We start from the raw sequence: 10,226 nt of genomic DNA, 5'->3' as shown, positions 1-10,226 counted from the left end.
CAACTCTTCATAAAGCCTTAAAATAAACACGCTTTCAATTCTTCCACTTCATCCCTCAAAGCTTGTAATTCAGTTTCTAAACGCTTGAATGAAACGGAAAGCTCTGAGTGCAAAGCAGCTTTCAAAAGATCACTAACCCCATTTAACGGGGCGTGCACAAAGCGCTCACCGGAATACAAAACAACCCGTACTTGAGACGGGTCACTTAAAGCTGAAATCGCAAAGGGTTTTGATAACATCGCATAACCTCATGTCTTTATGCCAAATACAACCGATACATTGACTGGACGCGTTTCCTCTCCACCAAAACTGTCGATAAGAAATCTATGTTCATGAGGACCAAGACGATCCAAACCCTCTTGTAACGGCGTAGAAGAAATTAAAAAATTGGCAAATGGAGACCGAATAAACCAAGGTAAACGGGGCGGTTTATCCGATTCTGTAAACCAAAAGGGAACCTCTGGAACCGCTGGAACGCCCGCTCTCTCATCAAATTCTTGATTACACCTTTCCAAGGCATCCCCGCTCAATCCTAAACATTCCTCATCGCTATCAAGAGAACGCTTGCTTCTTTTTAAAGCATCTGAAGAAGAGACATCACGCTTCTTACGGGAGGCGAGAGAATGAGGGGCTATAGAACCGATAAAATGATCATGGGCTTTTAAAGAATGCTCTTGCTGGCTTGCAAAAGAACGCCAAGGATCAACATTGCGCCCTTCATCAAGACCCCGTAAAAACATCCCACGCAAATCTGGAACATTAAAGGTTCTTACACCATCTCCCTCCCCCCAACTCGTCCCTATCTTCGAAAAAAGAGACCTATAGTGTAAACGACTATAAGCCTGACCATCACACAACAACCAACCAGCCGGTAAATGGCGCATGGCAAAAGGACCGATTAAACCAGTCGGTAATGTTTTTGACGCTGGAACTGGATCACGGGTAGGATTGAGAACTTGCCAACCTGAAAGCGCTTCATCATACACAAGGCTATAAACACACCCTTCTTGGAACTCACCACCTGATAAAAGCGATAGCCCTTTATCTGTGGCCTTATAAACAGGCTGGCTGGTTAAAGTATTAACTGAAACACGCGTCGCGCCTCTATTGTGACCACGTGAGACAAAACGTAAATGAAGACCGTCCCTATAAGCAGGATAAGCCAACCTACTTTGCAAATGAACCGACGTTGTGCTTTGTCCTTCATCATATACAAAAACACTCTCAATAACCCCTCCCGTATCTAAGAGATACTCTTTGATCCGTTGCATCATCATACGGGCGCTGTTGTTGACTGTACTAGGAGGCTGACCCTCTGACCAATTGATCAAAGCATCCGCATTGCCATTCTCTAAGGCTTTTAAAGACCAATCATAAACCGTCGACATAAAACCCCTCACGTCTTAATTCCAAAGCGTACAGCTATATTGACAGGACGTGTTTCCCCCGAACCGGAACCCTCCAAAACAACATCATGCATATGAAGATGAGAACGGGGAAAAGCTATCTTATGGTGAACACGTATATCCTCAACCCGAACACCAAGCCGTTCTGCAAGTTTGGCTCTTTGCTGCTCATTGAACATATAGCCCCAAATAATCGTGCTATAACCATACCAACTTTCGCTATCCCCTTCGTTATTCAAAATAGAAAAACTGCTTCCTCCATGGCTATGGATCTTCATCGAATCCTTCTGTAACGTGCCTAGAATACGAAAAGGATCAATGCTACGCTCATCATCAACACAGCGTAAAAACATCCCACGCAAATCAGGAACATTAAATTTGGTCCAACTCTCACTCCCACCCCAGCGCGTGCTTATCGCTTCAAACAAAGCGCTATACTCACTGCGTAAATAGGCTTTGCCATCACACAACAACCAACCTGAGGGAAGATGTTGCATGCCAAAAGCACAAATACTGCCGGTCGCATAACGAGAAAAATCGGATAGTTTGGGTAAGGAAGCGGGGGTAGGATTGAGCAAATGCCAAACACCATCACGGTACACCAAGCTATAGATACACCCCTTTTGTATCTCTCCACCTGTTAAAGGATGCACCCCTAAAGCACTTGCTTTGTAAACCGCTTGGCTTGGCAAATCATTTAAGGAAATCCTCGTCGCGCCTACATTCTTCTCCTTCGCTTTAAAACGGAAATGGATACCATTCTTATAGGTGAAAAATTGTGATGGGCTTTGTAATTGAATAGATGTTGTCTGCTGTCTTGCATCAATTGTAAATCTATTCTCAATCATACCGCTCATGTCAAAAAGATATTCCCTTACACGTTGCATCATCATACGTGCACTGTTATTGACACTGCTGGGGGATTGTCCTTCTGACCAATTGATAGCATCATCACAACGGGCATTCTCTGATGCCGTCAAAGACCAATCGTAAATCGTCGACATAAAACCCTCATGTCTTTATGCAAAAAAGGACAGACATATTGATCGGGCGCGTTTCCCCTTCACCCGTTCTTTCAAGATTCACATCAGGACTATGATCAACCGAATAAGGTTCTATCAAATAGCCGTCAATATACTCGCTCTCTACCCCTGTAAAATTGGCGAGTACACCACCCTCAAATAAACGAAGCTTATAACCTAAAATATCCGTCGTATTCCCATCCCAATAATGTTCCTTGTCGAGAAGATGCTCGGTTGAAAGCGTTTGACCCTTATGTTGGTGCGCATGCATTAAATCCTTTTGTATGCTGGCAAAATCACGCTGCGCATCAATATTACGACCACTGTCTAAACCGCGTAAAAACACACCACGCAAATCAGGAACATGAAAGGTAGAAAAGCCATCCCCTGCTCCCCAAGCCGTTCCTATCGCTTCAAATAAGCTTCTATAAGTGATGCGTGAATAGGCTTTTCCATCACAGATCAACCAACCATCCGGAATATTGCGCATTGCAAAGGTCCCTATAAAACCGGAAGGATAAAGACTGATATCTGTAGACTCTCTCTGTACTACTGGTGTAGGATTTAACAAATGCCAAGCATCTTCTCTAAACACCAAGCTATAAAGACAATCCCTTTGGATTTCGCCTCCTGTTAAAGGAACCGCCCCTAAGGCTGTTGCCTTATAAACGGTTTTACTCCCAAGTCCATTTAATGAAACACTGGTCGAACCTACATTCTGACCGCGCGATAAAAAACGCAAATGGATACCGTTTCTATACTCTAAAAACTGACAATGCGTTTCTAACCTGATCTCTGTCTTTTGTTGCGTTGCATCAACCTCAACAATCCCTTCAAGCGCTCCACCCGTATCTAAGAGATACTCTTTGATCCGTTGCATCATAACACGTGCACTGTTGTTGACCGTACTGGGAGCTTGACCTTCTGCCCAATTAATCAAAACATCCGCATGCGTATTCTCTGACGCCTGATGCGACCAATCATAAATCGTTGACATGTTGCTCAATCCTAAATGCCGTAAAATGCCCGCATCAATTGCCCCATAAAGGGCTGTTCGTAAGCAGCAGAAGCTTCGCTCTCATCTTCTTCTGAAGGCTCTTCTTGTGAAGCCTGTGAAGCCAATAATGCCCGTAAAACCTCTAACAAATGCGTCCTATTGTCATAGCGACCTTGTACAAAAGGACTTCTATAAGATGGCTGTCCACCATACATTTGAAACACGCGATTGATAAAGTCACCAGCACGCATCGCATTGTTACCACTGTTCAAACCAACTGCATTGCTGCCAACCAATTGGGCCGCATTGGCATGAGGATTTTGTAAAAGACGCGCTGCACCCCTTGCCCCTTGTTGATGCGCTAAATACAATTCTGCCTCTGTTGGCGCTCTTCCCAACACACGGCTTAAATGATTGCGATTATCAAGGGTAAGTCTACCCATCGCATCGGCTGCTTGTACGGGATCAAAACGGTCCTGCAAACCATATTGCTTGGCTGTGCTGTCTATAAACTGATACAAACCACCAGCAGAAGAGCGTGGATTCCTTGCATTGGGATTGCCTCCACTCTCCACTTGCGCAACACGGTATAAATAACTTTCAGGGATCCCATAACGTGCCGCTGTCTGGCGGATCGCTTGATCAATTGAAGGATGATAATGGGTCATAATTTGATGCTCCCTTACTCAAATGCACTCAATACATTCAAGTCTTCTATGGAGGCTTTCCCTCCACCCCCAAACAAAGCAGCAGATAGTTTTTTCACCCATTCTTTCGTAGCATATCCCTTCTCTTGCGCTCTCACCATGCCTTGAATAAGCTCTACAATTTCCTCATTCGAAAGCTTTGTCCCACCTGTCAATAACTTAACAACATCCTTTTCAATCCGTTGACGCTCTCTAAAAGCTGCTTCTTTGAAAGGTATCCAAGAAGCTTTCAATGCTGCTTTTCCTGCTTGAAAGGCTGCATCATGTTTACTCGTTGGAACATTTACATTATGCGTAAAAGATATTTTTTCATCTGCTTTGCGATTTGGTATTCTGTTATAAAAATCCGCATAATCGGCTTCTCTCTTGATAACATTCTTAACAGCAGAAGCTTGATCTGATCCATAAATTTTTGCAAACCTATCATACAGATCATCCGTATCAAAAATCTCCTTTGCCTTGGAAACTTTATCTCCTGTTTGCCCCATACCCTCTAAAAGTTCTGCCCTTGAGCCCTTTTTAAAGTATTCTTGTTCTGCTTTTGATAATTCATCAAAAACTTTACTGAATTCATCCTTATTAATCGCCTTGCTAAGAATTTTGGAACCTTCATCCATAGCATCTACATGAGAGCTGTATTGATGATATAATGCCCGTCCCTTCTTATATTCAGAGGAGATATCATCCATAACCTCTAACAATTTTTTTTGGATGTCAACTAAGGTATGAACTTTACTATTATCTCCTATCTTTTCAGCTTCATCTTTCATAAGACCAAGTTTAACCTTCGTTTCATGGAGAACACCCATGTGGGGTTTTTCTTTAAGGAGACTAAATTTTTGAGAAGAAAATGGACCAACTTCTATGCCTTTACTCGTGAATTCCTTTAACCCTTCTTTATAAGCTTCTCTGAAATAAGGACGCTTCATTAATTCATTAAGAGCGCCATAATGGTGTTTCCCTATTGGAATCTTCTTGGCTATTTCGTAAAGATCATGAGATGCTGTCTCTCTACTCGCGATAAGATCATCTTTTAAACCTACAACATTTTGACGAGGAACAAACTGTTCATCAACGGCTTGATGAATACGCTCTCCTCCTCCCAGCGCTCTTGCCTTTGCTTTTTGGGTCAAATCAAGATAAGCCCCTTGGTTCCTTCGGGCTATATCAAAAACAAGATCTTGTAAAAAAGGACTATGATCAGCTACATAATCGGTATCAACGGCTTTACGGCCAAAAGATTCTCCTAAATCTTCAGCTCCCTCCCTGCCTAAATGTTTACTGATTTCTCTTAATGTTGCTTTTTCAACTCCTTGTTTATAAGAAGGAGAAAAAAGTCTTCTTATTCCACCGACAGTAGAACCAGCAAAATGACCTAAACCACTTCCAACCATTGTCCCTGCTGCTCCTAAACCAGCACCAGCGAATGTATTGCTAACTGTATTCCCTAATCCTTCGCCCTCTCCCATGCCATGTAATGCACCAGATGCAGCTCCTACTTTAAGCAAATGAGGCCACGTTGTTTTGTTCGTGATACCTAAAAATGGCTGTGCAAATCGGCTTCCATATACCGCCCCTACCTTAAGAAAATGAGGCATTGTGTTCGCAATCTCTGAAAATGGCTGTGCAAGTCGGCTTACACCTGACTGACCTGCTTTTAAAAAGGCTTGACCTAATTTTGAACCAAGAATGCCTAATCTTGCTGCTCCTCCTATTCCTAAAGTCGCAAGTGAAGGAAGTGCCGCCCCTAAAGCATTTCCAGCAAAAGATGTCCAATAATGCGCGTCACTCATCCTACGATAATAATCACGGATTTTTTTGACTTCTTTATCATACTTCTCTTCGTATTTCTTATCTCCAAACCAATATCTGCCAAACCCCTTTCTAAATGCATTTAGTGCATTATCATCTTCATGATCACGTCCTGCTGCTATAATCCCTGCAATCTCATCATCTAAATTAAAACTCAATCCATGTTTTAAAGAGTTCCAAAACGCTTCACTGCGCGTGATTTCGGGATGTTCTTCTTCATAAGAACGGTTATTGTATTCTGAAACAGGACCAAGATTAATGAAATTCGGACCAAGTTCTGATGGACGTCCTCCTTTAGCCATATATTCTGAAACAGGACCAAGATTAATGAAATTCGGACCAAGTTCTGATGGACGTCCTCCTTTAGCCATATATTCTGAAACAGGACCAAGGTTGATAAAATTTGGACCAAGTTCTGAGACTTTTTTATCTTGATTTCTCATAGCACCTAGAGAATTCTTATTATTAATCATTGAACTCTCCTATGAACTTTACCATTGTAAATAACCTCAACTCCAATAGGCATTTTATTAGCTTCTTCTGAACCGCTTACAATCGGCCAGTTTGCACCGCCTCCTTGCGACCTTGGTGAATCTACAAAATATTGATCAGAGATTTCTTTTGGCGTATCTAGAGGCTGACCTGTGAATGCATTGTATAGTTGAAGATCATTATACTTATTGAAAAAATTAAAGGCTGTTTGAATTATTTCGAAAGTTCTCTCCAATTCCTCTTTATTACGCCCAACATCTAAAGAACCAAACATTGATGAAAGCACCTTACTTTCAAACTCTGATATAGGACCTACCCCCGTATTTCCGCTAGCGCTCATGGATTTTAGGTTTTCAAAAACCGTCTTTAGAATACTTCCTCTAATTCCCTCCAATAATTTTTTTAATCTGTACCCTTTACTTCCTCCCAATTCTTGTGTGAGCCATCGAGTAAACCCGTTCTCTTTACCTTCTTTAAGAAGTTCAAAAGCAGCTTTCAAATCATTTAATCCAGCACGCAAATGCATCTTGGTGGCAAACATATTGTTTCTCTTTCTACTCTCCCATTCTTTATGTGCTTGTAGCTTCTGATTATACTCAAGTTCTTGTGGAGAACCTTTAATCGGTCTCTGTTCACGTTCACCTGTCTCTGGATTGGTATACCATTGAAAGCCTGCAGGGGCATCACCACCTGTTAGCAATGCACTAAGCATTTGAGGATTGCTTGCCATAACCCGCGCTTCTTCTTCGCTGTAGCCTTTGGATTTCAGATACTCGACCGTTTGATTAACTCGACCTCTTTGTTTATCACCTTCATTAAGATGCTTCACACCACTTGCAAGCGCATCCCATCCAGAACCACCGGACGGTGCTGCCGACATACCTGCAAAAAGATCTTTAAGCTTCTGGTAAGCATCTGATTGAAAAAATTTATAAGTATTGGATTGTAAAAACTTCTCTAAATCTGTGGGTTCAGGAGGAGGTGTTTGTGATGTGGGCGCTAATGGTTGTGCTTGAGGGACATCAACATGATGTTTTAGGTCTTGTGATGTTTCCTCTGGTGTGGGAATTTCCTCTAGTGCATTTGAGATAGGATCAGGATACGGCCCAGGAATAGGCGATTCTTGTTGTTGTAGGGGTGATGGCTGTTTGGGTAAATGCTTCATAAAAGATTCAACTCCTGCACCAACAAAAGGAGACAACAAAGGACTATGCTGCATTAAAGATTGTGCAACTGGAGAATCGGATATTAATTGCCCTAATCTTTGCGCTCCTTGTTGTGTTCCTGTACGCATTCCTGTAGCCATGGATCTCACTAAATTATTGGTTTGCGCTGCTGTTCGCGCTCCCGCTCGTGCTCCAAATTTCATTGCATGCGGCAAAAATCTCATGATATGTGGCAAGGTTCTCAATCCTTGCCCTGCTAATGCACTTAAATATGGGACTGCTAACATTATAGATGGAGCTGCCATCACACTCTCCTATAAAACTATTATTTACTTATTCGACTTGTTTTGTAGGTCCTTGAAGTAATCAATGGCGTCTTTCGACAATCCTGCTGCTACTGCCGCTCCTAATGGACCACCTGCCATATAACCAAAAGCCATTGGTGCCGCTTGAAGCGCTAGAGAACCTATAGTTCCTGCATTCTTCCAAGGATTATTACCTTGTATCTCAGAACCTGTGAGGTTGTTTGTTGTTGTGCCGTAATTACCTGCAAAACCATGACCGGCGTTCATTAACATGTTCAATCTATTCCAACCGCTATTGTCTTGTTCCAGCCAACGTTCGCGGTTGGCATCAACAACTCTCTGATTGTAATTATCAAGCACACCTCCACCCTGTATGGCATTAGAATAAGCATTCCCATAACCCTGTAAGAAATTATTCGAAGCACCCAACTGATTTTGGTTAGCTTGGTCAATCATTGCATTCGCTTGCATCATATTTTGTACATCTTGATTGTATTGGTTCGCTGTAGCACTTGTAGACAAAGCTCCAAGTTCATTTGCCAAAACACCCGTATGTGCACCGGACCCATAACGACCTGCTCCTGCAAAAGAGCTATGAATAGTATCTCTTGCACGGTCTAAACTCTTTTGAAGAGCAGCATTAAAAAAGGGATTTTGTCCAACCAGATCACCAGAAGCCATTCTTCCAAGATTATTTGCTGCTGATGTTGGATTGTAGACTGTATTCATCAAAGAACGATTTTGGTAATGGCTAGGAATACTCCCAAGTCCACCAATGGCATAGCGCGTCTGATCACTTAATGGCGCAACACGAGGTCCACCATAAACATTCCCACCCATCCCTGTATTATACATTTGATAAGCATCCGCACCACCACGCTTAAAGACATTCTCCATCCAAGCAGGAGGGGCGCTTGTTTGCACCTGCTTTTGTTGTGTTTCTGTTGGGCTCCTACTCCCCATGTCTCAAATCCTTCCTATAGTAAAGCATATCTATCTCATAACCCTGTTTGCTGAGTGCTCGTTTCCAACCAAAACGCCCTAAAATCTCCAGTTCTAAAGCACCATTCTCAACTGCCCAATCCTCTATAGAGTGCAAATTCTCAATAAGACCAAGAACACCCTTGCCACTACATTCACAAATCAAGGCACGCTTCTTTCCTAAAACGGTTTCTTGTATCTGGGTCGTAACTGCTGCTAAAAAGCGCTCGTCATCATCCAAAACAAGCCATAACTGTTTTTTGCCCGTGCAAATGGCTTCAATGATTTCTTGCAACGTAACTTCATGTTTGAAACGCTCTACATACGCACTCAATGACGCAAGTATCTCTTCTAGATAAGGCGCTATACGCTCCATATCCCAAGAACTGGTCAAATAGACTTTTGCCATTATCCCCTACCTAAAGGACGTAAATCCGCATTAAAGCCAGTAATCATCGTCCAAAGTTCATGTTCGGGAATACGCAATTTAAAGCGGTGATAACGATTGCGTGAGCGACCATGATAAGCGCCCGTAATATAAGAACACCCCCTCTCCTTGTGCCATGTAATCGGCGTATCATGATTACGCAATCTTCTCTCACCTATGCTTAAAAGACCTTGCGTTGTATCAACCTCTGCAAACATCTTCGTGATAAAGCTAAAACTTCCATCCGGTGCCCCCATCTCTTGCGATACAAGAGTTGCCTCCATCGGCGCTCCTGTAAACATAACAAGATGATTTTGTTCATTAAAAGCCCCAAGGATAGGTGCACCACTTTGCCAACGGGGGCTGTCTAAAGAAGCCGGCAAGGACTCAAGATTTATTGAGATCTCATCCAACTGTTCCAAAGTATAACCTGTCGTAAACACTGGAAACAACGTGAAAGGCTTGCCCTGTATCGTCGACCATTTCTGCAAACCCCAATCATAAACAAAGGTCGTTTGCTCGTTATTGCCTTTCTTTAAGGACCAGTAAATCCGGTTATCAACGGGGTCTATCACTCCTTGCATCTCATCAAGGGCAAGTTTATCAAAGTTTTTAAAAACCGTTCTATCAACCTTTTCAAAGCCTATCGGCAAAAGTTGTCCATCCAAACGCATCTGATAAAAGCCACCATCACCGGCAAAAAAAGCATCACTGCCTCGACAAGCTATAGAAGCTGCACTGCGTACTCCTCGCTTGTCTTGGATCTTTTGAAACGTAAACACTATCTTAGAACCCGCAACAAAAGTTCCTGCATAAACAGCAGAACGCATAAATATGAGCGGATTGGTAGATTCCGTTGCACCCTGTACATATTCTCCATCCGGAAAATCCTGAAAATCGCAATTTTTCTG

At 42.6% G+C, this 10,226-nt stretch carries 9 protein-coding genes and 1 pseudogene; all 10 read right to left on the bottom strand.

The genetic code is table 11. The features are described from left to right. Window positions 1–17: 17 nt before the first annotated feature. Window positions 18–239: a hypothetical protein gene (locus tag K3248_RS03640; protein WP_220716841.1), complete on the bottom strand. Its 222-nt coding sequence runs from the start codon at window positions 237–239 to the stop codon at window positions 18–20. A gap of 9 nt (window positions 240–248) precedes the next feature. Next, a complete protein-coding gene (bgtC, locus tag K3248_RS03635; protein ID WP_220716991.1) occupies window positions 249–1,388 on the bottom strand; it encodes a gene transfer agent tail collar protein BgtC in 1,140 nt (379 codons plus the stop codon). A gap of 8 nt (window positions 1,389–1,396) precedes the next feature. Continuing rightward, on the bottom strand, window positions 1,397–2,410 hold the full coding sequence (bgtC, locus tag K3248_RS03630) for a gene transfer agent tail collar protein BgtC (RefSeq protein WP_220716926.1): 1,014 nt from the start codon (window positions 2,408–2,410) through the stop codon (window positions 1,397–1,399). 7 nt (window positions 2,411–2,417) lie between these two features. Beyond that, window positions 2,418–3,425, bottom strand: coding sequence for a gene transfer agent tail collar protein BgtC (gene bgtC / locus K3248_RS03625; protein WP_220716925.1), 1,008 nt, complete (start codon window positions 3,423–3,425; stop codon window positions 2,418–2,420). An 11-nt stretch (window positions 3,426–3,436) separates the two neighbouring features. Further along, a complete protein-coding gene (locus K3248_RS03620; protein ID WP_220716989.1) occupies window positions 3,437–4,093 on the bottom strand; it encodes a transglycosylase SLT domain-containing protein in 657 nt (218 codons plus the stop codon). 14 nt (window positions 4,094–4,107) lie between these two features. Then, window positions 4,108–6,417 carry a hypothetical protein gene (locus K3248_RS03615; protein WP_246588259.1) on the bottom strand — a complete coding sequence of 770 codons (2,310 nt, stop codon included), beginning with the start codon at window positions 6,415–6,417 and terminating at the stop codon, window positions 4,108–4,110. Further along, complete coding sequence (locus K3248_RS03610; protein ID WP_220716987.1) at window positions 6,414–7,907, bottom strand: hypothetical protein; 1,494 nt, start codon at window positions 7,905–7,907, stop codon at window positions 6,414–6,416. The genes K3248_RS03615 and K3248_RS03610 overlap by 4 nt, the downstream gene beginning before the upstream one ends. Before the next feature lie 24 nt (window positions 7,908–7,931). Then, entirely contained in the window at window positions 7,932–8,870 is a 939-nt protein-coding gene (gene bgtD / locus K3248_RS03605; RefSeq protein ID WP_220716986.1) for a BaGTA-type gene transfer agent maturation protease BgtD, read from the bottom strand. Further along, window positions 8,860–9,297, bottom strand: a complete 438-nt coding sequence (locus K3248_RS03600) for a hypothetical protein (RefSeq protein WP_220716920.1) — start codon at window positions 9,295–9,297, stop codon at window positions 8,860–8,862. The genes bgtD and K3248_RS03600 overlap by 11 nt, the downstream gene beginning before the upstream one ends. Continuing rightward, window positions 9,297–10,226 (bottom strand): annotated as a pseudogene (locus tag K3248_RS03595) (hypothetical protein); the annotation flags it as partial. The gene K3248_RS03600 and the pseudogene K3248_RS03595, both read right to left, overlap by 1 nt.

Source organism: Bartonella raoultii (assembly GCF_019659805.1).
Classification (GTDB): Bacteria; Pseudomonadota; Alphaproteobacteria; order Rhizobiales; family Rhizobiaceae; genus Bartonella; species Bartonella raoultii.
The sequence above is the reverse complement of the archived record's forward strand: the minus strand, read 5'-3'. Positions and strand labels throughout refer to the sequence as shown.

Excerpts from the sequence above, each read along its gene's own strand:
- bgtC (WP_220716925.1), bottom strand. The coding sequence starts at position 3,425 with ATGTCAACGATTTATGATTGGTCGCATCAGGCGTCAGAGAATACGCAT.
- K3248_RS03615 (WP_246588259.1), bottom strand. The coding sequence starts at position 6,417 with ATGATTAATAATAAGAATTCTCTAGGTGCTATGAGAAATCAAGATAAA.
- bgtC (WP_220716991.1), bottom strand. The coding sequence starts at position 1,388 with ATGTCGACGGTTTATGATTGGTCTTTAAAAGCCTTAGAGAATGGCAAT.
- K3248_RS03600 (WP_220716920.1), bottom strand. The coding sequence starts at position 9,297 with ATGGCAAAAGTCTATTTGACCAGTTCTTGGGATATGGAGCGTATAGCG.
- bgtC (WP_220716926.1), bottom strand. The coding sequence starts at position 2,410 with ATGTCGACGATTTACGATTGGTCTTTGACGGCATCAGAGAATGCCCGT.
- K3248_RS03610 (WP_220716987.1), bottom strand. The coding sequence starts at position 7,907 with ATGGCAGCTCCATCTATAATGTTAGCAGTCCCATATTTAAGTGCATTA.
- K3248_RS03640 (WP_220716841.1), bottom strand. The coding sequence starts at position 239 with ATGTTATCAAAACCCTTTGCGATTTCAGCTTTAAGTGACCCGTCTCAA.
- bgtD (WP_220716986.1), bottom strand. The coding sequence starts at position 8,870 with ATGGGGAGTAGGAGCCCAACAGAAACACAACAAAAGCAGGTGCAAACA.
- K3248_RS03620 (WP_220716989.1), bottom strand. The coding sequence starts at position 4,093 with ATGACCCATTATCATCCTTCAATTGATCAAGCGATCCGCCAGACAGCG.